This window comes from Streptomyces sp. NRRL F-5630, from assembly GCF_000719475.1.
Taxonomy (GTDB): Bacteria; Actinomycetota; Actinomycetes; order Streptomycetales; family Streptomycetaceae; genus Streptomyces.
In genome coordinates, this window is sequence record NZ_JOGO01000020.1 from 48,680 (window position 1) to 74,181 (window position 25,502).

General features: G+C 68.7%; 17 protein-coding genes and 1 pseudogene. 4 read left to right on the forward strand and 14 right to left on the reverse strand.

Translation table 11 applies throughout. The features are described from left to right. Window positions 1-206 precede the first annotated feature (206 nt). The 3 genes and pseudogenes from IF99_RS34300 to IF99_RS34875 form a co-directional block, all read left to right on the forward strand. Complete coding sequence (locus IF99_RS34300) at window positions 207-1,685, forward strand: hypothetical protein (protein ID WP_051703461.1); 1,479 nt, start codon at window positions 207-209, stop codon at window positions 1,683-1,685. Then, window positions 1,682-2,743 carry a DUF6528 family protein gene (locus IF99_RS30770; RefSeq protein ID WP_051703462.1) on the forward strand — a complete coding sequence of 354 codons (1,062 nt, stop codon included), beginning with the start codon at window positions 1,682-1,684 and terminating at the stop codon, window positions 2,741-2,743. Before IF99_RS34300 ends, IF99_RS30770 begins: the two co-directional genes overlap by 4 nt. A gap of 100 nt (window positions 2,744-2,843) precedes the next feature. Next, a pseudogene (locus IF99_RS34875) lies at window positions 2,844-2,984 on the forward strand (ATP-binding protein); the annotation flags it as partial. A gap of 90 nt (window positions 2,985-3,074) precedes the next feature. Here the strand turns inward: IF99_RS34875 and IF99_RS0112505 are convergent. From IF99_RS0112505 to IF99_RS0112545, 9 genes are all read right to left on the reverse strand, one after another. Further along, the gene (locus IF99_RS0112505; protein WP_030996504.1) at window positions 3,075-4,109 is read right to left on the reverse strand and encodes a hypothetical protein; all 1,035 of its coding nucleotides are present in this window, start codon (window positions 4,107-4,109) and stop codon (window positions 3,075-3,077) included. Further along, window positions 4,106-5,572 (reverse strand): phenylacetate--CoA ligase family protein, encoded by a 1,467-nt coding sequence (locus IF99_RS0112510; RefSeq protein WP_030996505.1) that lies wholly within the window; start codon window positions 5,570-5,572, stop codon window positions 4,106-4,108. Before IF99_RS0112510 ends, IF99_RS0112505 begins: the two co-directional genes overlap by 4 nt. Window positions 5,573-6,062: 490 nt before the next feature. After that, complete coding sequence (locus IF99_RS0112515; RefSeq protein WP_234340676.1) at window positions 6,063-6,566, reverse strand: hypothetical protein; 504 nt, start codon at window positions 6,564-6,566, stop codon at window positions 6,063-6,065. A 499-nt stretch (window positions 6,567-7,065) separates the two neighbouring features. After that, entirely contained in the window at window positions 7,066-8,259 is a 1,194-nt protein-coding gene (tuf, locus tag IF99_RS0112520; RefSeq protein WP_030996507.1) for an elongation factor Tu, read from the reverse strand. A gap of 158 nt (window positions 8,260-8,417) precedes the next feature. Next, on the reverse strand, window positions 8,418-10,538 hold the full coding sequence (gene fusA, locus IF99_RS0112525; RefSeq protein WP_030996508.1) for an elongation factor G: 2,121 nt from the start codon (window positions 10,536-10,538) through the stop codon (window positions 8,418-8,420). A 39-nt stretch (window positions 10,539-10,577) separates the two neighbouring features. Then, window positions 10,578-11,048 (reverse strand): 30S ribosomal protein S7, encoded by a 471-nt coding sequence (rpsG, locus tag IF99_RS0112530; RefSeq protein ID WP_008746138.1) that lies wholly within the window; start codon window positions 11,046-11,048, stop codon window positions 10,578-10,580. A gap of 2 nt (window positions 11,049-11,050) precedes the next feature. Continuing rightward, window positions 11,051-11,422 (reverse strand): 30S ribosomal protein S12, encoded by a 372-nt coding sequence (gene rpsL / locus IF99_RS0112535; protein ID WP_007823146.1) that lies wholly within the window; start codon window positions 11,420-11,422, stop codon window positions 11,051-11,053. 256 nt (window positions 11,423-11,678) lie between these two features. Continuing rightward, window positions 11,679-12,395, reverse strand: coding sequence for a hypothetical protein (locus tag IF99_RS0112540; protein WP_234340677.1), 717 nt, complete (start codon window positions 12,393-12,395; stop codon window positions 11,679-11,681). Window positions 12,396-12,724: 329 nt separating this feature from the next. Beyond that, complete coding sequence (locus IF99_RS0112545; RefSeq protein ID WP_030996510.1) at window positions 12,725-13,393, reverse strand: hypothetical protein; 669 nt, start codon at window positions 13,391-13,393, stop codon at window positions 12,725-12,727. Between the two features lie 235 nt (window positions 13,394-13,628). On the opposite strand from IF99_RS0112545, the gene IF99_RS0112550 reads away from it, so the two are divergent. After that, window positions 13,629-14,774: a hypothetical protein gene (locus IF99_RS0112550; RefSeq protein ID WP_030996511.1), complete on the forward strand. Its 1,146-nt coding sequence runs from the start codon at window positions 13,629-13,631 to the stop codon at window positions 14,772-14,774. A 118-nt stretch (window positions 14,775-14,892) separates the two neighbouring features. On the opposite strand, the gene IF99_RS0112555 is transcribed toward IF99_RS0112550, so the two are convergent. From IF99_RS0112555 to IF99_RS0112575, 5 genes are all read right to left on the reverse strand, one after another. Then, window positions 14,893-18,807: a DNA-directed RNA polymerase subunit beta' gene (locus tag IF99_RS0112555; RefSeq protein ID WP_030996512.1), complete on the reverse strand. Its 3,915-nt coding sequence runs from the start codon at window positions 18,805-18,807 to the stop codon at window positions 14,893-14,895. Between the two features lie 139 nt (window positions 18,808-18,946). After that, window positions 18,947-22,435 carry a DNA-directed RNA polymerase subunit beta gene (gene rpoB, locus IF99_RS0112560; RefSeq protein ID WP_030996513.1) on the reverse strand — a complete coding sequence of 1,163 codons (3,489 nt, stop codon included), beginning with the start codon at window positions 22,433-22,435 and terminating at the stop codon, window positions 18,947-18,949. A gap of 677 nt (window positions 22,436-23,112) precedes the next feature. After that, on the reverse strand, window positions 23,113-23,499 hold the full coding sequence (rplL, locus tag IF99_RS0112565; RefSeq protein ID WP_030996514.1) for a 50S ribosomal protein L7/L12: 387 nt from the start codon (window positions 23,497-23,499) through the stop codon (window positions 23,113-23,115). A 114-nt stretch (window positions 23,500-23,613) separates the two neighbouring features. Beyond that, window positions 23,614-24,144, reverse strand: coding sequence for a 50S ribosomal protein L10 (gene rplJ, locus IF99_RS0112570; RefSeq protein ID WP_030996515.1), 531 nt, complete (start codon window positions 24,142-24,144; stop codon window positions 23,614-23,616). Window positions 24,145-24,471: 327 nt separating this feature from the next. After that, window positions 24,472-25,476 carry a hypothetical protein gene (locus tag IF99_RS0112575; RefSeq protein WP_078655063.1) on the reverse strand — a complete coding sequence of 335 codons (1,005 nt, stop codon included), beginning with the start codon at window positions 25,474-25,476 and terminating at the stop codon, window positions 24,472-24,474. Window positions 25,477-25,502 lie beyond the last annotated feature (26 nt).

The window sequence follows — 25,502 nt, forward strand, 5'->3', positions numbered from 1 at the left end:
GACCTCCACACATCAGGGCGCCGTTTCCATCCCGTACATCGCACTGAGAGGAAACACCCATGCGTACCTGGCGACTTCTCGGCCGCGCGGTCGCTCTCTCCGCGCTTTTCGTCGGCTTCCTGACACCCGCCGCATCCGCCGACTTCGGCTGGCAGTGAGCCCGGGTTCGTCCGCGTTACCTCTCGCCCTCACCGACAGGAGACCCTGTGTCCTCGCGTTCCGCCCTCCAACGTTCCGCCGTCGCCGCTGTCGTGGTCGCCGCCGTGTGCACCGCTTCCCCTGCCGCGCTCGCGGCGGCTCCCATATCAGCCTCCACCACGACCCAGGCGGACAAGGGGTATGGCAGCGAGGGACAGGGGCCGGTCACCCCCGTGGGCCCCTCGGCCTTCGGCGCCCGGAGCGCCGCGGTCACGGCGCCGACCATCAGCAGATCCTCCGTCATCCAGCGTGCCGCGACGTGGGTCGGCGAGGGACTGGACTACAACCAGGGTGCCTACCACGACGGTTATCGCATGGATTGCTCCGGATACGTGTCCATGGCGTGGAAGCTGAGCTCCTCGCTCACCACCAATACCTTCGCCGGCGCGGGGGTGACGAAGTCGATCAGCAAGGGTGACCTGAAGGCCGGCGACGCCCTCCTGAACGACGCTGCGGGCAACTCGGGCCACGTGGCCCTGTTCCACAAGTGGGCCAACGACGCACACACTTCGTACTGGGGGTACGAGTTCTCCTCCTCCGGGGTTCACCACAGGGAGATCCCCTATCCCTACTTCTCCGGCTACGGCACCTTCCTTCCGGTGCGCAACACGAGCGTGGTGGACGACGCGCCGCCGGTGAAGACCGCAGGGACTTTGTGGCACCGGGAGTTGTCGGCTTCCGGTAACTGGCAGGCGCACGCCGACGAGATCGACGACAACGACGCGATCAACGCCTCCGCCGCCGCCACCCTCCCCGACGGCACCCTCCACGTCTTCTCCCTCGTACAGGGCAAGATCTACGACCGCACCCGCTCCACCAACGGCACCTGGCAGACCGCCGCCACCAAAATCGACGACAACGGCAGCATCAAGGACCTCTCCGCCGCAGCCCTCCCCGACGGCACCCTCCACGTCCAAGCCCTCGTCAACGGCGACATCTGGGACCGCACCCGCTCCACCAACGGCACCTGGTCCAATGCCACCAAGATCGACGACAACGGCAACATCAAGGACCTCACCTCCGCCGCCACCAAGGACGGCACCCTCCACATCGAAGCACTCGTCGACGGCACCGTCTGGACCCGCGCCCGCACCGCCAACGGCACCTGGCAGACCGCCGCCACCAAAATCGACGACAACGGCAGCATCAAGAAGATCTCCTCCGCGGCCCTCCCCGACGGCACCCTCCACGTCCAAGCCCTCGTCAACGGCGACATCTGGGACCGCACCCGCACCACCAACAACACCTGGACCAACGCCACCAAAATCGACGACAACGGCGGACTCACCCACGTCTCCGCCGCAACCCTCCCCAACGGCACCCTCCACATCCAGACCGTCGTCAACGGCGACGTCTGGGACCGCACCCGCACCACCAACGGCACCTGGTCCAACGCCACCAAAATCGACGACAACGGCAGCATCATCCACACCTCCGCCACAACCCTCCCCAACGGCACCCTCCACATCCAGACGGTTGCCTCATGACGCGCGCCGAAGGCAACCGCGGCGTCGGCAGGCGCGCCCTTCTCGTCGGGGCGCTCGGCGCGATCGGAGCGGGGGCAGCGGTGTCGCTGCCGTTCACGAGGAAGAGCTTCGCCGCTACACCTCCCGGGCTGCTCGTCGGGGACCAGAAGGCCCGCGCCGTCCTGCTCCTGGATTCGGCGAAAACGGCGTGGAATCCGGACACCGACTCCACTGTCGCGGCCTGGCGCTTCGCGCCGGACACCGACAGTCGTTACGCCGACCTGAACCCGGCCAAGAGCTTCACGTATGTCACGGAAGCCAAACCGGTGAAGGTGGAGGGGACGTCTTGTGTGCTGGTGACCGCGTCCTACGGCTTCGCCGCTGTGGTCGAGTACCCCTCCGGGGACAGGCGCTGGGGAGGCGTGGTCTCTTCCGATCCGGGCGGCGGGGACGACCTCAACGCGCACAGCATCGAACTGCTCCCCTCCGGGAACGTCGCGGTGGCGTGCACCAGCGGTGGTCTCGTACGGCTCTACGCCGCCTCCCAGTCCCCCACGTCGACCGCCTTCACTTCGGTGGTCCTCGCCGGCGCGCACGGTGTGCAGTGGGACCCGGCGAGTGGCCTCCTCTGGGCGGTGGGTGACCACGAACTTGTCGGCTACCGGCCTACAGGGAGCGCCGGGCAGGAGAAGCTGCTCCGGGAGAAGACGTTCTCGCTCGACAGCCTCAATGAGTTGTCCGGAACTCCCCAGGGACATGACCTCTACGCCGTCTCCGGTCAACCCGACCTTCTGTGGGTGACCACGCGCACGGGCGTCTACCAGTTCTCCATCGGACGGGGACAGTTCGCTCCGTACCCCGGGACCTCCTGGTGCTCCGCGCAGCAGGATGGAGTGAAGTCGATCAGCAACGTGGGCACGTCGATAGCGATGACCGCGCCTGACGGCAACCTGGCGAAGGCGTGGTGGAGCCGACGCGTCCATGTCGAGGACGGGCCGGGACAGGTCACGCATGTTCTGGGCGGCGAGGGATACGGCGGTGTCTACAAGGCACGCTGGTGGCAGCCGCAGGTCCGCTGACCTCGCCCCGCAGGGGCTTCGGCACGGCGGCACGAGGAAGGTGCCCGGCGAAACCGCGAATGATTTACCGGGCACCTTTCGCCGTGGGGGTCAGTGACCCCCACCCTGGTTCGCGGAACGCGGCCGGGGCCTGCTCCTCGTGGCGGCCTTCGCGGACGACTGGGGCGTGGAATGGGGCCCCGTACCGAGAAAGACGGTGTGGGCGGAAGTACGCCTGCGCAGGCGGCGTCGCCCGGGATAACCGGTCCGGGCGAGGGGCGCGGGAGGCGCCGGGACCGCCGTGGAGTACCGCGGAGTGCCGCGCGGCGCCGCCCCCCACGTCCCGGCCTCCTCACACCTGCCGGACGAGCGGCACGCCCTCGGCCCCGCGCCGGGCCGCGTCCTTGCGGGCGGACCCGGCGCTCGCGCCCGTGCCGACGACCTCGCCGTCCAGGAGGGCGATCCAGTCGCCCGGCCGCGCCCCCTCGTGGAGGGCGCTCGGGGCGGCGGGCGTGGCGAGCGCGGCGAGCAGGACGGGGGACGCGGCCGTCGCCGGCACCGTGGCGGATGCCCCAGCCCGCCACTGCGCCGTCGTCCGCTCCCCGCCCGTCCGCCGTGCCCAGTAGACGTGCTGGGCCACGATCAGCGGCCCCAGCACCACCATCAGCGGGAAGGCCCCGGTCAGGGTGCCCGTGGCGAAGAGGACGCTGATGGCGCTGGAGGCGAGGACGCCGAGCGCGCCCGCGAGCAGGGCCGCCGCACGTCCGTACGCCTTCGCCGCGACGAGGGGGAAGAGCACGATCAGCAGCAGGTCGCCCAGGCCGAGGGCCACGGGCGGGTCGCCGCGCGTGACGGCGAGGAGCGGTGCGAAGGGCAGGCCCATGACCTGGGCGGCGAAGCGGTCCATGACCGAGGTGAGCCCCGTCGCGACGAGGTCGTAGAGGGCGAGCAGCCCCGCGAACCACGCCGTGTGCACAGACCGGAAGCCGCTCTGCGCCCACATCGTCGCGACCCCGACGACGGCCACGGCGAGCAGCACGTCGGTCAGCACCAGCACGGCGAGCGTCCGGTCCGCGAGGGCCAGTCCGCCGGTCGCGGCGACGGCGAGCACGGCGAGGAGCGCCGCCCTGAGACCGCCGAGCAGGGGAGCCAGCGTGAACTGGAGCGCCGCGCACAGCACGAGACCGAAGACGACGGCGACAGCGGTACGGGGCAGCTCCAGGTAGAGCAACGGCGCCACCATCACCACGGCCATCACCACCAGCACGTCCGGCGCCTCGTACTTCCCCACCGGCGGCCTCGGCATCCGCACCCGCGCGAAGTACGCGAGGCCGAGCACCGTGATCGCGGCCACGCAGACGTTGAGGCCGATCAGGGCGGCGCTCACGCCGGGCTCGCGACGCGGACGGCGGCGGGGCGGACCGCCTCGAAGGTGTGCTCGAGCAGGTCGGCGCGGACAGGGCCGGTCGGCGGCATGTCGCCGGGATCGTCGTGCAGCACGATGCTCTCCAGCGGGAGGCGCGCCGCGCTCGCCCGGTCCTCCAGCCGACCGCGCAGGGCGTGCGCGGGCAGAGCGGCGACGCGGAGGTGGAGTGCGGGCCCACGCGGGCCCTCGACGAGCGCGTACCGCGCGGGCAGCGGCACCTCGGGCTCGGCCTCGATCAGGTCCAGCAGGTCACGTGTCGTGAGAACCCGGCTCAACTCCCCCGACCAGCGGCCGAGCACCGGACTCGTGGCGGGCAAGTGCGCCAGCTCGCACGCCGGTTGTTCCTCGGGCACGCGGACGAGGTCCCCGGTCGCGTACCGCAGGAGCAGCGTGCACTCGCGGTACGGGACGTACGGCGTGTGGACGAGAACTCCCGTCCCGCCGGGCGGAGTCGGCGCGTACGTCACCGGGTCGCGGATCTCCGTCCAACCGAACTCGGTGCTGTGGTGCAGGTGTCCGGCCGTGCAGGGCGAGCCGCCCGAGGGCAGGGTCTCCGTCATCATGTACCCGGCGGAGACGCGGGCCCCGAAGGCGGCCTCGGCGCGCTCGCGCAGCGGCGCGGACAGCACTTCGCCGCCCACGGCGAGGTGTTCGAGGCCGAAGTCGGCGGACCGCCACCCGTCCCGCTCGGCGGTCTGGACGAGGGACGCGAGGTAGGAGGCGGAGACGTTGAGGTGGGTGATCTGCGGGGCCTTCCCCGGCAGGTTGAGCGGGGCCGCGAGGCGGTCGAGCGCTAGGGCCGGGTCCACGGTGCCGATCTGCACGAAGGCGGCACCGACACGGGTCACGGACTCCTCGGTGCTCAGCAGCGGAAGTGTGGCACGTGAACACCCGCCGTACGCCATCGTGTGGTGCGGGCGCAGCCCGACGCCGAGCACGGCGGACACCGTGCTGAGCGCCACCACGATCTCGGTCTCGGCACGCGAGTACCACACGGCGGTCGGGGTGCCGCTCGTGCCCGTGGTCAGCGCCATCAGCGCGGGACGGGCGGCGGCCGAGACGAAAGCGGCGGGAAGGGCGCGCAGTGCGGACTTCTCCGTGACGGGCACCGTGTCCCACGTCTCGGGAGTCAACGACTCGGCGTCGAGGCCGTGTTCGGCGAAGAGCCGCTGGTAGTACGCGGTGTGCCGGGCCGCCGCGCGGGCGGTGGCTCGCAGGCCCCGCACCGCGACCGTGCGCCGCACCTCGGGATCGGCCTGCCCTGCCTGCCCCGGCAGCAGTGCCGAGTCCTCGCCCGGCTCGCCGAACTCGGCGAGCGTGGCGACGAGATCGCGGGCGATGCGCTCCAGGTCCCTCGGCCTGATCGGCCGGTTGCGCAGGAGCGCCGAGGTGTAGCGGAGCTGGCTGAACGCGGTGCCGAACACGGAGCCTCCCTGAGAGCCTGGACCGGGTCTTCGTCCCGGTCCAGGCCGGGCCTCGGTCCGGTCAGGCCATGCTGGCGAACATCGCGGCGGCGAGGGTGCTGTAGGCGTACTTGAGGTAGTGCTTGACCATGGCGGATCTCCCTTGTTCTGGCCGTCGTCCAGGACGGCAGGGGCTACCTGAGACGCGTCGGCACACCCGTCTCCCGTGGGGACCCAAGGTCCGGCGCGCGCTCAGATTAAGGGAGTCGGGAGCGCCGCGACATAGGCCGGAGCACTTTCCCCTCCCGTACGCGACGACAATTCCACCCCACGCGCCCCACACCTCACACACAACTCCCCCACCCCACGGGCACCCTCTCGCCCGGCCCGGAGGTCCCGCCTCCTCTTCCCCGGACACGCCCCCGGCGGCACCCCCGCGCACCACACAGCGGTGTACCTGACGGGGTCGCTCTCGCTATCCGTCAGGCACACCGCCGAGGGACGACGGGGGTCAGTGACTCCCGTGCAGGTGCATCCTCCGCCGGCCACGACGGCCGGAGGTCTGGAGGGGCTGCTGTGCCGATTGGCCGGAGCCCTCGGAGTTCGCCGGGCCGGCGGAGGCGCCAGTGCCTCCTCCGGTGCGGTGCTCGGCGTCGAGCTGACGCCGCAGCCGGTCTCGTTCACCGACCGCCTCGCCGCGCTGCACCGTGTGCCGGTGGTGGAGCCCGAGCCCCTCACGCATCAGCCACATCCCCAGTGCGAAGACCAGCGCGAGGCCGAGACCGCCCGCGAAGGCCCCCAGGGTACTGATGGTGAACGGATGGCTCCCGAAGAGGGACACCGTGTACTCGGGGCCCCCCGACGTGTTGAACGCGATCAGCAGGGCGGTGAACGCCGCTGCCGCCGCTGCCAGCAGAAGGCCGATGACCATCATGGGCAGCACCTCTTCACTGCGCGTCTCGCCGCGCATCGTCGCCCGCCCGGACCCTTTTCCGCCCGGACACTTCAGGGCCACTTTCCACCCTCCTCCCCCTCCCGCAAGCTCGCATCCCGAGAGCGGGCCGACGCGCCAGCGCCGCCCAAGAGCGGGCCCCCGCCCCTCAAGGAAGAGGGCCCGCATCCCCGGCGGCGAGGCGCTGTACGGCCCCGGGCCCGCCCCGCAGCCACCTCGGCTCTCCCCGGCTCCTCCTCGCGCGCAACGAGCCAGGCCACCCCGCGCCTACCGCTCCTCCCGCGCCCCCTCCCGCGTGCTCGGCGGCGCAGGAAGCCCCCCACCGGCACCCACAACCCAAGCGCCACCAGGCCGTGCCGCCGCCCCCATCCCGGTCCCCCGGCTCACTCGGGCCGAGCCCCACCAGGCGGAAGGCCCCGGCCAACCGCCCCCGCCAAAACCGCGGCACGCGAAAGGGCCCGTACGACCGAAGTCGTACGGGCCCTCTCAAGGTCCGAGTCGCCTGCGCCCCAGGGGGACGCGCGCCCTCAGATCACCGCCCGGAACACGTCCGGGCATCAACTCACTTGTTGATCTTGGTGACCTGGCCGGCGCCGACGGTCCGGCCACCCTCACGGATGGCGAACTTGAGGCCCTCTTCCATGGCGACGGGCTGGATGAGCTCGACACTCATCTCGGTGTTGTCGCCCGGCATGACCATCTCGGTGCCCTCGGGGAGGGTCACGACGCCGGTCACGTCCGTGGTGCGGAAGTAGAACTGCGGACGGTAGTTGTTGAAGAAGGGGGTGTGACGGCCACCCTCGTCCTTCGACAGGATGTACGCCTGCGCCTCGAAGGAGGTGTGCGGCGTGACCGAGCCCGGCTTGATGATGACCTGGCCGCGCTCGACGTCCTCGCGCTTGATGCCGCGGAGGAGCAGACCGACGTTCTCGCCCGCCTGGCCCTCGTCGAGGAGCTTGCGGAACATCTCGATGCCGGTGACCGTGGTGGTCGCCTTCTCCTGCTTGATGCCGATGATGTCGACGGTCTCGTTGACCTTCAGGACACCACGCTCGATACGGCCGGTGACGACCGTACCGCGACCGGTGATCGTGAAGACGTCCTCGATCGGCATGAGGAACGGCTTGTCGACGTCACGCTCGGGCTCGGGGATGGACTCGTCCACGGCCTTCATGAGGTCGAGAACGGACTTGCCCCACTCGGCGTCGCCCTCAAGGGCCTTGAGCGCCGAGACCTTGACGACCGGAAGGTCGTCGCCCGGGAACTCGTACTCGGAGAGCAGCTCGCGGACCTCGAGCTCGACGAGCTCCAGGATCTCCTCGTCGTCCACCATGTCGGCCTTGTTCAGGGCGACGACGATGTAGGGGACGCCGACCTGGCGGGCCAGAAGGACGTGCTCCTTCGTCTGCGGCATCGGACCATCGGTCGCGGCGACCACGAGGATCGCGCCGTCCATCTGGGCGGCACCGGTGATCATGTTCTTGATGTAGTCCGCGTGACCGGGGCAGTCGACGTGCGCGTAGTGGCGCGTCTCGGTCTGGTACTCGACGTGCGCGATGGAGATGGTGATACCGCGCTGGCGCTCCTCAGGAGCCTTGTCGATCTGGTCGAAGGCCGAGGCCTCGTTCAGCTCGGGGTACGCGTCGTGCAGCACCTTGGTAATGGCGGCCGTGAGGGTCGTCTTACCGTGGTCGATGTGACCGATGGTGCCGATGTTGACGTGCGGCTTAGTCCGCTCGAACTTCGCCTTCGCCACTGGGTTCCTCCTGTGGAGTGGTTCTGTACGCCTTGCTTCATCGGCGCCAGGGATGATCTTTGCTGGGGTGCCGGGTCCCCCGGGGGCGTCCCCACTGGTGAGCGGGGGCGCCCCGTGCGGGGGTCCGGTGTCAAGCCTACGGCGTGAACTCGGGTGAGTTACTCGCCCTTGGCCTTCGCGATGATCTCCTCGGCGACGTTCCGCGGAACCTCGGCGTAGGAGTCGAACTGCATCGAGTAGCTTGCGCGACCCGAGGTCTTGCTGCGGAGGTCGCCGACGTAGCCGAACATCTCCGACAGCGGCACCAGGCCCGTGACGAGCTTGGCGGCCGAGCGGTCCTCCATGGACTGGATCTGACCGCGACGGGAGTTGATGTCGCCGATGACGTCGCCCATGTAGTCCTCGGGCGTCGTCACCTCCACCTTCATCATCGGTTCGAGCAGGGCCGGGCTGGCCTTGCGGGCGGCCTCCTTGAAGGCCATCGAACCGGCGATCTTGAACGCCATCTCCGAGGAGTCGACGTCGTGGTAGGCACCGTCGAGCAGGATGACCCGGACACCCGTGAGCGGGTAGCCGGCGAGCACGCCGAACTCCATGGCCTCCTGCGCGCCCGCGTCCACCGAGGGGATGTACTCCCTGGGGATGCGGCCACCGGTGACCTTGTTGACGAACTCGTACCCGTCGCCCTCCAGCGGCTCCAGCGCGATCTGCACCTTCGCGAACTGGCCGGAACCACCGGTCTGCTTCTTGTGCGTGTAGTCGAGGCGCTCGACCGGCTTGCGCAGGGTCTCGCGGTACGCGACCTGCGGCTTGCCGACGTTGGCCTCCACGCGGAACTCGCGCCGCATGCGGTCGACGAGCACGTCCAGGTGAAGCTCGCCCATACCGGCGATGATCGTCTGGCCGGTCTCCTCGTCGGTCTTGACGCGGAAGGACGGGTCCTCCTCGGCCAGGCGCTGGATGGCGACACCCAGCTTCTCCTGGTCGCCCTTGGACTTCGGCTCGATGGCGACCTCGATGACCGGGGCCGGGAAGTCCATCGACTCCAGGATCACCGGGTTCGCCGGGTCGCAGAGGGTCTCACCGGTGGTGGTCTGCTTGAGACCCATGACGGCGACGATGTCACCGGCACCCACCGACTCGATCTCCTCACGCTTGTTGGCGTGCATCCGGTAGATCTTGCCGATGCGCTCCTTCTTGCCCTTCACCGAGTTCTGAACCGAAGAACCCGACTCCAGACGACCGGAGTACACGCGGACGAAGGTCAGCTTCCCGAGGTGCGGGTCGCTGGCGATCTTGAACGCGAGCGCGGCGAGCGGCTCGTCCTCGGAAGGACGACGCTTGACGATCTCCTCGGCGTTGCCGACCGCCTGGCCCTCGATCGCCTCGATGTCGAGGGGCGAGGGGAGGTAGCGGACGACGGCGTCGAGCAGGGGCTGCACGCCCTTGTTCTTGAACGCGGTGCCGCAGAACACGGGGGTGACGGTGGTGCCGTCGCCCTTGCCGGAGGCGATGGTGATACGGCGGATCGCCGCGTACAGCTGCTCCTCGGAGGGCTCGTTGCCCTCCAGGTACAGCTCCATCATCTCCTCGTCGTTCTCGGCGACACCCTCGACGAGCTTGCCGCGCCACTCGGCGGCCGTCTCGGTCATGTCGGCCGGGATGTCCACGACGTCGTACGCCTCGCCGAGCTTGGTGTCGGCGGACCAGACGAGCGCCTTCATCCGGACGAGGTCGACGACACCCTGGAAGTCGGCCTCGGCCCCGATGGGGAGCTGCATGACGAGCGGCGTCGCACCGAGGCGGTCGACGATCATGTCGACGCAGCGGTGGAACTCGGCGCCGGTGCGGTCGAGCTTGTTGACGAAGCAGATACGCGGCACGCCGTAGCGGTCCGCCTGACGCCACACGGTCTCGGACTGCGGCTCGACACCGGCGACACCGTCGAACACCGTGACGGCACCGTCGAGGACGCGCAGCGAGCGCTCCACCTCGACCGTGAAGTCGACGTGGCCCGGGGTGTCGATGATGTTGATGGTGTGGTCGACGTCGTTCAGCGGCCAGTGACAGGTGGTGGCGGCAGAGGTGATCGTGATGCCACGCTCCTGCTCCTGCTCCATCCAGTCCATGGTCGCGGCGCCGTCGTGAACTTCACCGATCTTGTACGAAACACCGGTGTAGTACAGGATCCGCTCGGTCGTCGTCGTCTTGCCCGCGTCGATGTGGGCCATGATCCCGATGTTGCGGACCCGGCCCAGGTCAAGCGAAGTGGTAGCCATAAGGCTTCAGTCTTCTCTCGGTCTCGATGGGGTCTGCGACTACCAGCGGTAGTGCGCGAAGGCCTTGTTGGACTCGGCCATCTTGTGCGTGTCCTCGCGCTTCTTCACAGCGGCACCCAGGCCGTTGGACGCGTCGAGAAGCTCGTTGGTGAGGCGCTCGGTCATGGTCTTCTCGCGACGGGCGCGGGAGTACCCGACGAGCCAGCGCAGGGCGAGCGTGTTCGCACGGCCCGGCTTGACCTCGATCGGAACCTGGTAGGTCGCACCACCGACGCGGCGGGACTTGACCTCCAGGGTCGGCTTGATGTTCTCCAGCGCGCGCTTCAGCGTGACGACCGGGTCGGCGTTGGTCTTCTCGCGAAGACCCTCCATGGCGCCGTACACGATCCGCTCGGCGGTGGAGCGCTTGCCGTTGAGCAGCACCTTGTTGATGAGGGAGGTCACCAGGGGGGAGCCGTAAACCGGGTCGATGATGACCGGGCGCTTCGGGGCGGGGCCCTTACGAGGCATTCTTACTTCTCCTTCTTGGCGCCGTAGCGGCTGCGGGCCTGCTTGCGGTTCTTGACACCCTGGGTGTCGAGCGAGCCTCGGATGATCTTGTAGCGAACACCCGGCAGGTCCTTCACACGGCCACCACGCACGAGCACGATGGAGTGCTCCTGCAGGTTGTGTCCCTCACCCGGGATGTAGGCCGTGACCTCGATGCCGGAGGTCAGACGCACACGCGCGACCTTCCGCAGGGCCGAGTTCGGCTTCTTCGGGGTGGTCGTGAACACACGCGTGCAGACGCCGCGGCGCTGGGGCGAACCGTCCAGTGCGGGCGTCTTGTTCTTCTCGACCTTGTCCTGCCTGCCCTTGCGGACAAGCTGCTGGATCGTAGGCACTACTACTCCGGTTTCTGTGTGCCGAATGGTAAAGCTAACCTGGAACACGCCCGACCCACGCGGTCGGGTGTGTCGGAACCGGGACTCCGTCGCGAGGCGTGACGCATCGCGCGGAAGGAGCGGATCAGGCGGCCTTTGTCGGGTCCTTTGAGTGCGGTGTGTAGGCACGCACACGGACCCGGGCACACCCCAGGCACGAGGTCAGAGCGTACCTACCGTATGGACCTGGGTCAAAACAAATGCGTGGGAGCCGGTCTCAGCGGTTGACCGACTGGATCTCCCGCACCTGGACGTCCTGCGGCTGCCCGTACGTCCCGTCCGGCAGATCACCGCCGGCACCGCCCGTGCCCGTCCAGGCCGTGTCCCACGTCACAGCGGTCCGCAGGCGGTACGTGGCGTCCCCGGAGGACTTCAGGTACGTGACCCCGCACGGAGGCATGCGGTCCGCCTTGCCCGCCGCGAACGGCTCCCCGATCGCGCCGCCCTCGCCCACCGGGCACGTGCCGCCCGCGGGCAGCGTCCGCGCGTCCGCGGTACCGGGCTGGATCGCGAGCCGCACCGGCTTCGCCGTCGTCGTCGCCGACATCGTGAACCCGCCCACCGCGAGGGTCGCCGTCACGGACACGGGTTCAAGCTGCGCCTTGTCCAGCCACACCCACGTCGGCAGGTTCACCTTGCTCGCCCCCGCCGGAGCGAGCCTCGCCTTCAGGCTCGGTACCTTCATCCGCTCGTACGCGAGCCCGGCGAGGATCTCGGGCGAGATGGCGTGCGGCACGTCCGGAGGCTCCGCGTTGTCCGCCCAGAACGGCGGCCGGTCGCACTCCATCATCTCGGCGAGGGTGGCGTCGTCGCGGTACTGGGCGGTCCAGTACATACCCTTGCCCTTGTCGTCCTCGTGATAGTGGTCCTCGGCGTATCCCTCGTTCTCGTCCGAGATGTCCCGCACGACGTCGGAGGCGCCCGGATCGTGCACGGCCGTGTAGTACAGGTTCTGCCGCGCCTCCCGGAACTCCTCGGGGTCGTACTGGGGCGCGTACCAACAACCGGGCGGATCCCAGTCGGCAACACTGACGCCCCCACCGCCACTCCCCCCGGAGCCACCCCCACCTCGCTGGCTGAAGGTGATGTGAGCGGAGATGTGACCGCCACCTTGGCCGGGCTTTCCTTCACCGGAGTCAGTCTGGCTGCCGCCCCCTAGCTGGAACCCACTGTCTCCCCCACCTGCGAAGGCGGGAGAAACGCTTCCTACCACCAGCACGGCAGTGAACGCTCCCGCGCAAACGGCCCCCCGTACTCCTGTGCTTACGCGCATTCTGCATCCCCCGTTGTCGCCTTCAGCTCTTTCGCCACCCACTTGTTACCGCCCACCGAGACCATCCCGATCTCGTACTTGCTGTAGGCGTCCTCTGGTGAGTCCCCTTCGATCTTCTTGCCGGTTTTCAGGTCCTTGCCGAAGTACTTCTGGTCATCGACACAGAACTGGACCACCACGATCTCGTGGGCCTTCACCACCTGCTCGAAATCTTTGTGCAGCCGACGAGTTCCAGTGACCGAGCGATCGTGATCGACATGGAGCTTGATGTTCTCCTCCGCCGCCTTCCTCGCGTTACTTGCGGGATACGAGTAGTAGCGATACGCGGCATCATTGGCGTCTTGGCGGGCAATCGCTCGATCCAGCCCGATCACAAAACGAGCAGCATCGCGCAAAGCACCGGCCTTATCGCTTACGCTCGGTTCGGCCCAGTCCGTCACGACTTTCAGATCCTTCGGCAAGCTCAAATCCGGGCCGTCCTGTTGCCCGGCGGTTGCCGACGGAGTCGGACTCGGCTTGGCCGACGGTGACTTCTCCGCCCCCGCGATCTTCCCCTCGTCCGCCTTGTCCGACTTCTCGTCGTCACCCCCGCACCCGGCCACCAGAACAGAAGTCGCCACAAGGGCGACACAAGCGGTCAAGGCGCGCTGACGCTTCACAGTCAAACTCCAAAAGGCGGGAACACATCCGGACGTACGACGAACTTAGTCAGGCCCCGGCCCACTTCGCCACCGCTTAGGGCCCAACTGCACGCATTCCGCACGTGCTTGCCATCCGTCACCCTCCCAACGCCCCCACCCCCGCCCCGGGCACTGCGCCAATCAGGTGCCCTCTGTCGCCCCCGCGCGGGAAAGCGCACCATGGGAAGCCGGACGAGCCCCCGGGGGGAACGCCATGCCCAACGACCCCGACCACACCCCGTCCCCACGCCCGGAAGACGCCCGCGACGACCCCCGCCGCGCCCACGGCGCCCGCGATCCCCGCGCTCCCCACCGCGCCGACAACCCCCACGGCCACCACGCCGCCCACTCCCCCCACGCGAACGCCCCCGCCAGAAACGACCCCGCCAAAACCGACCTCGCCAGGACCGGACCGCCGCCCCTGAGCTGGCCCCGCGCCCTCGCCCACGGCCTCACCAGCGCCTTCGTCCTCGTCCTCCTCCTGACGCTCTTCATGGGCCTTCTCGGCGAAGTGCCCTTCGCGCTGCTCTTCTTCGCCGGCCTCGTGCTCCCCCCGGCCCTCAGCGCCCACCACTACGCCCGGCGCCCCCTCCCCGCGCCCCGCCCCCGCGACACCCGTACCGGCCCCGAAGTCCTCGACTACGCACGGGCGATCCAGTCCCTCGACTACCAACCGGGTCCCGGCTCCACGGAGGACGACCTCGCGGACTACCAACTCGCGCTGGACGTGTACGACAAGAGCCGCACCGCGGACAGCGAGGACCTCGACCACGTACTCGCCGAGGGCTGGTCCGCGCTGACCCGCCTGCGCACCCCCAACGCCGAGTGGAACCACGGCGAGGGCGACGCCGTGCTGCGGCTGCCGCGCCCCGAGCCCGGCACCATGGCCGTCCTCGCCCTCACGAGCCCGGCGCTCGGCCTCGTACGGGTGCGGACCAGGAGCGGACGCGGCCCCTGGGCGCGGCTGTACGAGGCCGGGGGCCCCGTCTGCGCCCTCCTCCCGCTCGCGGCGCGGGAGGAGGACTCCGTGCGGCTCGAACTCCGTCTCGAAGGCGCCTGGCGCCTCGCCGTCCTCGGCGCGCACGTCATCCGCCGCCTCACCCCCGCCGCGCCCCGCCTGAGCGGCTACGGCGGCGACGTCCTCGCCCTGGAGAACCCGGAGGCGGAGCGGCTCTCCTTCCGGCACTCCGGCCCCGGCCCGTACCAGCTCCGCCGCCTCACCCCCGCGCTGCGCCCCGCCGAGGTCCTCGCCGAGGGGATGGGCGAGGCGCGCCTGAACCTCGCCTCCCCCACCGGCTTCCTCCAGATCCAGACCCGCGGTGGCTGGACGCTCGACGGAGGGGAGAGCACCACCCCCTGACAGGCTCCGGCCCATTCCGCGCCCGGTCAGGCCCCTCCGCACAGCCCCCGGACACGCCGAACGGCCGCCCCGCGCCCGAAAGCGCGAGACGGCCGTTCGTCACACAGACCGGCAGGTCTTACTGGTTGTAAGGCCCGTAGTCGTAGTCCTCCAGCGGGACGGCCTGGCCGGAACCCGTACCGAAGGGCGAGTAGTCGATGTCGTCGTAGCCGACGGCCGAGTACATCGCGGCCTTGGCCTCCTCGGTCGGCTCGACCCGGATGTTGCGGTAGCGGGACAGACCCGTACCGGCCGGGATGAGCTTACCGATGATGACGTTCTCCTTGAGGCCGATCAGGGAGTCCGACTTGGCGTTGATCGCCGCGTCGGTGAGGACCCTGGTCGTCTCCTGGAAGGACGCCGCCGACAGCCACGACTCGGTCGCGAGCGAGGCCTTGGTGATACCCATGAGCTGCGGGCGGCCGGAGGCGGGGTGACCGCCCTCGGTGACGACCCGGCGGTTCTCCGTCTCGAACTTCGAGCGCTCGACCAGCTCACCGGGCAGCAGCTCGGCGTCACCCGACTCGATGATCGTCACGCGGCGGAGCATCTGCCGGATGATGATCTCGATGTGCTTGTCGTGGATCGACACACCCTGCGAGTTGTAGACCTTCTGGACCTCGCCCACGAGGTGCACCTGCACCGCGCGCTGACCGAGGATGCGGAGCACGTCGTGCGGGTTGGTGGCACCCACGGTGAGCTTCTGGCCCACCTCGACGTGGTCGCCCTCGGCGACCTCCAGACGGGCGCGCTTCGAGATCGGGTAAGGAGTCTCTTCGCTGCCGTCGTCCGGGGTGACGACGATCTTCTTGGTCTTCTCGGTCTCCTCGATGCGGACACGGCCCGCGGCCTCGGAGATCGGGGCGACACCCTTCGGGGTACGGGCCTCGAAGAGCTCGACGACACGCGGCAGACCCTGCGTGATGTCGTCACCGGCCACACCACCGGTGTGGAAGGTACGCATCGTGAGCTGGGTGCCCGGCTCACCGATGGACTGGGCGGCGATGATGCCGACCGCCTCACCGATGTCGACGAGCTTGCCGGTGGCGAGCGAACGCCCGTAGCACATCGCGCAGGTGCCGACGGCGGACTCGCAGGTCAGGACCGAACGGGTCTTGACCTCCTCGATGCCGTGGCGGACCAGCTCGTCGATGAGCACGTCACCGAGGTCGGTACCGGCCGGGGCCAGTACGACGTCCCCGACGACGACGTCCTCGGCGAGGCAGCGCGCGTACACGCTGGTCTCGACGTCGTCCGTCTTGCGCAGGACGTTGTCCGTCCCACGCTCGGCGATCTTGAGGCGCAGACCGCGGTCGGTGCCGCAGTCCTCCTCGCGAATGATGACGTCCTGCGAGACGTCGACGAGTCGACGCGTGAGGTAGCCGGAGTCGGCGGTGCGCAGGGCGGTGTCGGCGAGACCCTTACGGGCACCGTGCGTGGAGATGAAGTACTCCAGCACGGACAGGCCCTCGCGGAAGGACGCCTTGATGGGACGGGGGATCGTCTCGTTCTTGGCGTTCGACACCAGACCACGCATACCGGCGATCTGACGGAGCTGCATCATGTTCCCTCGGGCGCCCGAGTTCACCATCATGGCGATCGGGTTCGTCTTCGGGAAGTTCTCGTTCATCGCCTCGGCGACCTCGTTGGTCGCGCGGGTCCAGATCCGGATCAGCTCACCGGTGCGCTCGTCCTTGGTGATCAGACCGCGCTCGTACTGCTTCTGGACCTTCTCGTCCTCGGCCTCGTACTGGGCGACGATGCCCTTCTTCGCCTCGGGGACGACGACGTCCGAGATGGCGACGGTGACACCGGAACGGGTCGCCCAGAAGAAGCCGGACGCCTTGAGGTTGTCCAGCGTCGCGGCGACGATCACCTTGGGGTAGCGCTCGGCGAGGTCGTTGACGATCTCCGAGAGCTGCTTCTTGCCGACCGAGTAGTCGACGAAGGGGTAGTCCTCCGGGAGCAGCTCGTTGAAGAGCGCCCGGCCCAGCGTCGTACGCAGCCGGAAGGAGTCGCCCGGCTGGTACTCCGGCGAACCGAAGTCGTCCTCGCCCTCGGCGGGCTCCGGCGGGGTCCAGCCGCGCGGCGGCATGGTGCCGACCGGGAAGCGGATGTCCACCTTCGCCTGGAGCGAGAGCTCCCCGGCGTCGAAGGCCATGATCGCCTCGGCGGTCGAGCCGAAGGACCGGCCCTCACCGATGACCTCGCGCTCCTCCTCGTCCGTGGTGAGGAAGAAGAGGCCGAGCACCATGTCCTGGGTCGGCATGGTGACCGGCCGGCCGTCGGCCGGCTTGAGGATGTTGTTCGAGGACAGCATCAGGATGCGGGCCTCGGCCTGCGCCTCCGCGGAGAGCGGCAGGTGCACGGCCATCTGGTCACCGTCGAAGTCCGCGTTGAAGGCGGTGCAGACGAGCGGGTGGATCTGGATGGCCTTGCCCTCGACGAGCTGCGGCTCGAAGGCCTGGATGCCCAGGCGGTGCAGGGTCGGGGCGCGGTTGAGCAGCACCGGGTGCTCGGCGATGACCTCTTCGAGGACGTCGTACACGACGGTGCGGCCGCGCTCGACCATGCGCTTGGCCGACTTGATGTTCTGCGCGTGGTTCAGGTCCACCAGGCGCTTCATCACGAACGGCTTGAACAGCTCCAGCGCCATCGCCTTCGGCAGACCGCACTGGTGCAGCTTGAGCTGCGGACCGACGACGATCACGGAACGCGCGGAGTAGTCCACGCGCTTGCCGAGGAGGTTCTGGCGGAAGCGGCCCTGCTTGCCCTTGAGCATGTCGGAGAGCGACTTCAGCGGACGGTTGCCGGGGCCCGTGACCGGGCGGCCGCGACGGCCGTTGTCGAAGAGCGCGTCGACGGCCTCCTGGAGCATCCGCTTCTCGTTGTTCACGATGATCTCGGGCGCGCCGAGGTCGAGAAGCCGCTTCAGGCGGTTGTTGCGGTTGATGACGCGGCGGTACAGGTCGTTGAGGTCGGAGGTCGCGAAGCGGCCACCGTCGAGCTGCACCATCGGACGCAGGTCCGGCGGGATGACCGGGACGCAGTCCAGGACCATGCCCTTGGGGCTGTTGGCGGTCTGGAGGAACGGCGAGACGACCTTGAGCCGCTTGAGGGCACGGGTCTTCTTCTGGCCCTTGCCGGTGCGGATGATCTCGCGGAGGCGCTCGGCCTCCTCCTCCAGGTCGAAGGACTCCAGGCGCTTCTGGAGCGCGGCGGCGCCCATCGAGCCGTCGAAGTACGTGCCGAAGCGGTCACGCAGCTCGCGGTAGAGGAGCTCGTCGCCCTCCAGGTCCTGGACCTTGAGGTTCTTGAAGCGGCTCCACACCTCGTCGAGGCGGTCGATCTCGCGCTGGGCGCGGTCACGGAGCTGCTTCATCTCGCGCTCGGCACCCTCGCGCACCTTGCGGCGCGCGTCGGCCTTGGCGCCCTCGGCCTCCAGCTCGGCGAGGTCGTTCTCCAGCTTCTTGGCGCGGTTCTCCAGGTCGGAGTCGCGCCGGTTCTCGACCTGCTGGCGCTCGACCTGCACCTGCGCCTCCAGGGAGGGCAGGTCGCGGGTGCGGCGCTCCTCGTCCACGTACGTGATCATGTACGCGGCGAAGTAGATGACCTTCTCCAGGTCCTTCGGCGCCAGGTCGAGCAGGTACCCGAGGCGCGAGGGCACGCCCTTGAAGTACCAGATGTGCGTGACGGGAGCGGCGAGCTCGATGTGGCCCATGCGCTCGCGGCGCACCTTGGCGCGAGTGACCTCGACGCCGCAGCGCTCGCAGATGATGCCCTTGAAGCGGACACGCTTGTACTTGCCGCAGTAGCACTCCCAGTCCCGGGTGGGGCCGAAGATCTTCTCGCAGAAGAGCCCGTCCTTTTCCGGCTTGAGGGTGCGGTAGTTGATGGTCTCCGGCTTCTTGACCTCGCCGTGCGACCAGGTCCGGATGTCGTCCGCGGTGGCAAGGCCGATCCGCAGCTCGTCGAAGAAGTTGACGTCGAGCACTATGCGTCAATCCCTCTCAGGGTTGTGTCAAAGGTGGTCTGTACGGGGTCCTGCGCCCCGGTCGTACGGGGCTGGGGTCACCACCCGGCCCGCCGGCGCGTCTCCGGGGAGTCGCGACCGGCGGGGCCGGGTGGGCCCGTCAGACCTCTTCGACGCTGCTCGGCTCGCGCCGGGACAGGTCGATACCGAGCTCTTCGGCGGCACGGAAGACGTCCTCGTCCGCGTCGCGCATCTCGATGGACATGCCGTCCGAGGACAGCACCTCCACGTTCAGGCAGAGCGACTGCATTTCCTTGATGAGCACCTTGAAGGACTCGGGAATGCCGGGCTCGGGGATGTTCTCGCCCTTGACGATGGCCTCGTAGACCTTCACGCGGCCGGTCACGTCGTCGGACTTGATCGTCAGGAGCTCCTGGAGGGCGTAGGCGGCGCCGTACGCCTCCAGCGCCCACACCTCCATCTCACCGAAGCGCTGGCCGCCGAACTGCGCCTTACCACCCAGCGGCTGCTGCGTGATCATCGAGTACGGGCCGGTCGAGCGCGCGTGGAGCTTGTCGTCCACGAGGTGGTGGAGCTTGAGGATGTACATGTAGCCGACCGAGATCGGGTCCGGGAACGGCTCGCCGGAGCGGCCGTCGAAGAGCCGGGCCTTGCCCGTGGGCTGCACCATCCGGTCCCCGTCGCGGTTGGGGATGGTGTGCTCCAGGAGACCGGCCAGCTCGTCCTCGCGGGCACCGTCGAAGACCGGGGTCGCGACGTTGGTGCGGGGCTTGACCTGGTCGGCGCTGATCGCCTGGAGACGCCGCGCCCAGTCCTCGGGGACCTGGGAGACGTCCCAGCCCTGGCTGGCGAGCCAGCCGAGGTGGATCTCCATGACCTGGCCCGGGTTCATGCGCGAGGGCACGCCGAGCGGGTTCAGGATGATGTCGACCGGGGTGCCGTCCTCCAGGAACGGCATGTCCTCGACCGGCAGGATCTTGGAGATGACGCCCTTGTTGCCGTGCCGCCCGGCGAGCTTGTCGCCGTCGGTGATCTTGCGCTTCTGGGCGACGTAGACGCGGACCAGCTGGTTCACGCCCGGGGGAAGCTCGTCGCCCTCCTCGCGGTCGAAGACGCGGACGCCGATGACCTTGCCGATCTCGCCGTGCGGGACCTTGAGCGAGGTGTCGCGGACCTCACGGGCCTTCTCCCCGAAGATCGCGCGCAGCAGGCGCTCCTCGGGGGTCAGCTCTGTCTCGCCCTTGGGCGTGACCTTGCCGACGAGGATGTCGCCGGCGATGACCTCGGCGCCGATGCGGATGATGCCGCGCTCGTCGAGGTCGGCGAGGACCTCCTCGGAGACGTTCGGGATGTCCCGGGTGATCTCCTCGGGGCCGAGCTTGGTGTCACGGGCGTCGACCTCGTGCTCCTCGATGTGGATCGAGGAGAGGACGTCGTCCTGCACGAGGCGCTGCGACAGGATGATCGCGTCCTCGTAGTTGTGACCCTCCCACGGCATGAAGGCGACAAGAAGGTTCTTGCCGAGCGCCATCTCGCCGTTCTCGGTCGCGGGACCGTCCGCGAGGACCTGGCCGACGATGACCCGGTCGTTCTCGTTGACGATGACCTTCTGGTTGACCGAGGTGCCCTGGTTGGAGCGCGAGAACTTGGCGAGGCGGTACGTGGTGTACGTGCCGTCGTCGTTCGTGGTCGTGATGTAGTCCGCGGAGACCTCCTGGACCACACCGTCCTTCTCGGCCTTGAGCACGTCGCCGGCGTCGGTCGCGGAGCGGTACTCCATGCCGGTGCCGACGATCGGGGCCTCGGACTTAATCAGGGGCACGGCCTGGCGCATCATGTTCGCGCCCATGAGGGCGCGGTTGGCGTCGTCGTGCTCCAGGAAGGGGATCATCGCGGTCGCGACGGACACCATCTGGCGCGGCGAGACGTCCATGTAGTCGACGTCGTCCCCGGGGACGTAGTCGACCTCGCCGCCGCGGCGGCGCACCAGGACGCGGGCCTCCTCGAAGTGGAGGTCGTCCGTGAGCGGCGCGTTCGCCTGGGCGATGACGAAGCGGTCCTCCTCGTCGGCCGTCAGGTAGTCGACGTCGTCGGTGACGACACCGTCGACGACCTTGCGGTACGGCGTCTCGACGAAGCCGAAGGCGTTGACGCGGCCGTAGGAGGCGAGCGAGCCGATCAGGCCGATGTTCGGGCCTTCAGGGGTCTCGATCGGGCACATGCGTCCGTAGTGGGACGGGTGCACGTCGCGGACCTCGAAGCCGGCCCGCTCACGGGAGAGACCACCCGGGCCGAGCGCGGACAGACGACGCTTGTGCGTCAGCCCGGACAGCGGGTTGTTCTGGTCCATGAACTGGGACAGCTGGCTGGTGCCGAAGAACTCCTTGATGGAGGCGACGACCGGCCGGATGTTGATGAGCGTCTGCGGCGTGATCGCCTCGACGTCCTGCGTCGTCATGCGCTCGCGCACGACGCGCTCCATACGGGCGAGACCCGTGCGGACCTGGTTCTGGATCAGCTCGCCGACGTTGCGCAGGCGGCGGTTGCCGAAGTGGTCGATGTCGTCGGTCTCGACGACGATCGTCTTGCCCTCGTCACCGACGGTCGCCTCGGTCTCGCCCGCGTGCAGCTGCACGAGGTACTTGATCGTGGCGAGGATGTCGTCGGTGGTGAGCACGCCGGCGTCCAGCGGCGCTTCCGAACCCAGCTTCTTGTTGACCTTGTAGCGGCCGACCTTCGCGAGGTCGTAGCGCTTGGGGTTGAAGTAGAGGTTCTCCAGGAGGTTCTGGGCGGCCTCACGGGTGGGCGGCTCGCCCGGGCGCAGCTTGCGGTAGATGTCGAGGAGCGCGTCGTCCTGGCCCTGGGTGTGGTCCTTCTCCAGGGTGGCGCGCATCGACTCGTACTGGCCGAACTCCTCAAGGATCTGCTCGGTCGTCCAGCCGAGCGCCTTGAGCAGTACGGTCACCGACTGCTTGCGCTTGCGGTCGATGCGGACACCGACCATGTCGCGCTTGTCGATCTCCATCTCCAGCCAGGCACCCCGGGAGGGGATGATCTTGGCGGAGTAGATGTCCTTGTCGGAGGTCTTGTCGATCGAGGAATCGAAGTAGACGCCCGGCGAGCGGACCAGCTGGGAGACCACGACACGCTCGGTGCCGTTGATGACGAAGGTGCCCTTGTTGGTCATGAGCGGGAAGTCGCCCATGAAGACCGTCTGGGACTTGATCTCGCCGGTCTCGTTGTTGGTGAACTCGGCGGTGACGAAGAGCGGGGCCGCGTACGTGAAGTCGCGGTCCTTGCACTCGTCGATGGAGTTCTTCGGCGGCTCGAAGCGGTGGTCGCGGAACGTCAGCGACATCGACCCGGAGAAGTCCTCGATCGGGGAGATCTCCTCGAAGATCTCCTCCAGACCGGACTTGGTGGGGACGGACATGCCGCCCGCGAGGGCCGCCTCGACGCGGGACTTCCAGGCGTCGTTGCCGAGCAGCCAGTCGAAGCTCTCGGTCTGAAGGGCGAGCAGGTTGGGAACCTCAAGAGGCTCCCGGATCTTTGCGAAAGAAATGCGCAGCGGGGCGGTGCTGGCACCGTTGTTCGTTTGTGCGGTCGAGGCAGTGCGCGAGGCGGCCAAGAGGGGGTCCTTCCGAGGGCTCGGACTCACTACGCGCGTACCGGTCCCGGGCTGGACGCACCGAGTGAAAGCCCTGGTCGGGGCCGTTTCTTCGATCGGTGCTCGGCTCGGGGATGCCCCTGGTGACGGGCAGGAGGCAGCTAACAGGCAGCGCAAAGGGACAGTGTAGCCATATGGCCCACTGATGTCCAGTCCGGGTTTTCTCCCGGATGCGCGAGACCCTCGCTGATCACAACTCCTGCGCGTTCCGTGCGCCTGGCGACGCACTCCGATACTGCCCTCTTCGCCACCGATCCATGCCTCGGATTGAGGATCGTTGTGACGACGCGTCCTGAGAATTGCGCGCTGCGTGCCGTTCGTCAAGGCCCCCGCGTCCCGCCGCCCGGCCGCCGCAGGGCCCCACGGGGCCCAGGGCCCGGGGCCGGGCGCACAACGAAGATCACCCTACCCGCAGGGGCGGAACGCCCGCAGCACCCGCCACGGCAACGCCGAAGGGCGACCACCCGGTTGGGTGATCGCCCTTCGGCCCCTCGGCGTTACACCCCAGGGTGAAAACGTCTCGGGTCGGTTGCCACGGCCGTCATCCGGCCGGGGCAGCCTTCGTACGTACGTGCCCGCGCGGGCCCCTCACAGGGCCGCGCGCCGGACGCGTGCGAAAGGTCCTCGCGGACCTCGGGTCACTTGACCTCGACGGAGGCGCCGGCGCCCTTGAGGGCATCGGCGGCCTTGTCGGCGGCAGCCTTGTCGACCTTCTCCAGGACGGGCTTCGGGGTGCCGTCGACGAGGTCCTTGGCCTCCTTCAGACCCAGCGAGGTCAGCTCACGCACGACCTTGATGACCTGGATCTTCTTGTCGCCGGCGCCCGTGAGGATGACGTCGAACTCGTCCTGCTCCTCGGCGGCGGCCTCGCCACCACCCTGGCCGGGGGCGGCCACGGCCACGGCGGCCGGGGCGGCGGCGGTGACGTCGAACTTCTCCTCGAAGGCCTTCACGAACTCGGAGAGCTCGATGAGGGTCAGCTCCTCGAACTGGGCGAGGAGTTCTTCCTGGCTGAGCTTCGCCATGATGGCGGTCCTTCCACTCTTCGGCTGGTGCCGGATGTACATGTCGGCGGGCGTACGTACGGCCCGCGTCGACCTCTGCCCGCTCAGCGGGCTCGGGTCAGAAAACGAGCCGAATTACTCGGCACCGCCCTGCTCGGCCTTCTTGGCACGAAGCGCCTCCGCGGTGCGGACGAACTTCGAGGGAAGCGCCTGGAAGAGCGCGGCAGCCTGCGACTGCTTGCCCTTCATGGCGCCCGCCAGCTTGGCCAGCAGAACCTCGCGGGACTCGAGGTCCGCAAGCTTCTTGATCTCGTCGGCGGAGAGCGCCTTGCCGTCGAGAACACCGCCCTTGATGACAAGCGCGGGGTTTTCCTTGGCGAAGTCACGGAGACCCTTCGCCGCCTCGACCGGGTCACCGGTGACGAAAGCGACGGCCGTCGAGCCCTTGAGGTGCTCGTCCAGCTCCGAGAACCCGGCCTCCTTGGCCGCGATCTTGGTCAGCGTGTTCTTCACCACACGGTACTGAGCGTTCTCGCCGAGAGAACGGCGCAGCTGCTTGAGCTGCGCGACGGACAGACCCGTGTACGCGGTAACGACGGCGGCGTTGGAGTTACGGAGCTTCTCCGTGATCTCCTCGACGGCATCGACCTTGTCAGCGGTCGCCATGTGCCTCGGCCTCCTTCCGGGGTGATGAGCTTCGACTGACCTCGCGATCAGCCGCAGACGAGCCGTGGACCACCGGGGCGAAGGAGAGTGGAGAACAAACGAAACGCCCCGGCGCGGGCGCGCGGGGCGTGGCTCGACCGGACTGGACGTCCGGGAGCTGCGGTCCTCATTCGCACCTGCGCGGGTCGCTCGCGTATCTGCGAGTCCTTCGGCCACCGCGCCTTGCGGCACAGGGGCGACCAGCGGTCTTCGGCTACGAAAAGGAGAGTACGGGAGCGGGCCCGCCCGGAGCAAATCGCCCCCGGCGGGCCCGGCACCGCGCGACGGTCACTCGCCGCCCAGCGCGTCCTCCAGCTCCTTCATGTCGGCGTCGCTCGGGCCGCCGTCCTTCGTGAGGTCGCCGATGCCCTTGAGCATCTTCATGAGGTCCATCGTCTGGCCGGCGGGCGGCGCGGTCACCTCGAGCGGGCCCGCGAAGTCCGAGTACAGGGTCTTCGTGGTGACGGTCCCGTCCTTGGTGACCGCCTTGCCGTCCGCGCGGACCAGCAGGTCGTCGGCACCGATCCACAGGTCGGTCTCCTGCGACTTCAGGCCCGACTTCTTGAAGCTCTCCCGCAGTTCCTTCCGCGCCTCGGCGTCCATGCCCTTGAGCGCGCCCTCCGTGTTCAGCAGCGCGTCGCCCTCCACCGTGCCGCGGAAGTGCTTCGCCTCGACACCGCCGATCTTCTCGGTGCCGACGTACTTCACGTCCTTGGCCGCGCGCAGCATGTCGATCTGCGTCGCGGCGCCCTGGTTGAAGGAGCCCATGAACTGGTCGAACTGCTTCATCGCGTCCCCGGCACCGCCGGCCTTGGCCGCGGCGGCGAGGTCGATCTTCATCCAGCGCTTGCCGTCCATCTGGGCAGCGCCTTCCTTCCCCATGTCCATGTACATGACGTCGCCGTCCCACTTCATGGGGACCTCGGCCGGCATCCCGGCCTCGGCCTGGTCGGACTTCACGACCATGTCCATGGCCAGCGGATCCCAGCCGAGCTTGCCCTTCATGGCGGTCGCGCCGCCCGCTCCGGCGGTCGCCGCCGGGACCTTCGTGGTCATGTCGACGGTGACGGACTTGAAGGTGCTCACCTTCTCCGAGGCGGTCTTCAGGGCCGCCTGCGGATCCACGTCCCCGGTGTCGGCCGAGGACTTCTCCGCCGCCGGCTTCGCGTCGCTCTTCTTGTCCCCGGAGTCGTCCCCGCCGCAGGCCGTCGCGGCCCCGCCCAGGAGCGCCACCGCGATCGCCGCCCCCACGACACGACCCGTCCGCTTCCGGCCCCAAGCTGTGCTGCTCATGTCCCCACCCCAAGTTTCCGCTGTGC

Excerpts from the sequence above, each read along its gene's own strand:
- IF99_RS30770 (WP_051703462.1), top strand. The coding sequence starts at position 1,682 with ATGACGCGCGCCGAAGGCAACCGCGGCGTCGGCAGGCGCGCCCTTCTC.
- fusA (WP_030996508.1), bottom strand. The coding sequence starts at position 10,538 with ATGGCTACCACTTCGCTTGACCTGGGCCGGGTCCGCAACATCGGGATC.
- rpsG (WP_008746138.1), bottom strand. The coding sequence starts at position 11,048 with ATGCCTCGTAAGGGCCCCGCCCCGAAGCGCCCGGTCATCATCGACCCG.
- IF99_RS0112550 (WP_030996511.1), top strand. The coding sequence starts at position 13,629 with ATGCCCAACGACCCCGACCACACCCCGTCCCCACGCCCGGAAGACGCC.
- rplL (WP_030996514.1), bottom strand. The coding sequence starts at position 23,499 with ATGGCGAAGCTCAGCCAGGAAGAACTCCTCGCCCAGTTCGAGGAGCTG.
- rplJ (WP_030996515.1), bottom strand. The coding sequence starts at position 24,144 with ATGGCGACCGCTGACAAGGTCGATGCCGTCGAGGAGATCACGGAGAAG.
- IF99_RS0112575 (WP_078655063.1), bottom strand. The coding sequence starts at position 25,476 with ATGAGCAGCACAGCTTGGGGCCGGAAGCGGACGGGTCGTGTCGTGGGG.